This window comes from Vibrio sp. T20, assembly GCF_007858795.1.
Taxonomy (GTDB): domain Bacteria; phylum Pseudomonadota; class Gammaproteobacteria; order Enterobacterales; family Vibrionaceae; genus Vibrio; species Vibrio satsumensis.
Genome location: NZ_VFEB01000023.1, coordinates 1 through 277 on the forward strand (window position 1 = coordinate 1; position 277 = coordinate 277).

1 pseudogene is annotated in these 277 nt (G+C 46.2%); it reads left to right on the forward strand.

The window, feature by feature from the left end:
- Window positions 1–277 (forward strand): annotated as a pseudogene (locus FTW16_RS01445) (alanyl-tRNA editing protein); the annotation flags it as partial.

Here is a 277-nt window from a genome sequence, read left to right on the forward strand (position 1 = left end):
CGATTTGATCACACAAGCTGAAGTAATCACACCAACCATCACTCAATTTTGCCATCAGATTTGGCAGCTCAACGCAAAGGCGCTGCACGTTGAAAGTGACGACAGCAAAACTTACCTGATCACCGACGTAACACCTTTCCACCCAGTGAGTCATATTTGGCCCGATCACCCGGCAGACCAAGGCTTTGTCACTGTTTATGACGTGCAATATCCAGTTGAAGATTGCCTTGTGGGAGCAATAGAACAATCTACTGGAAAACTTTGTATCGCAGCAGAT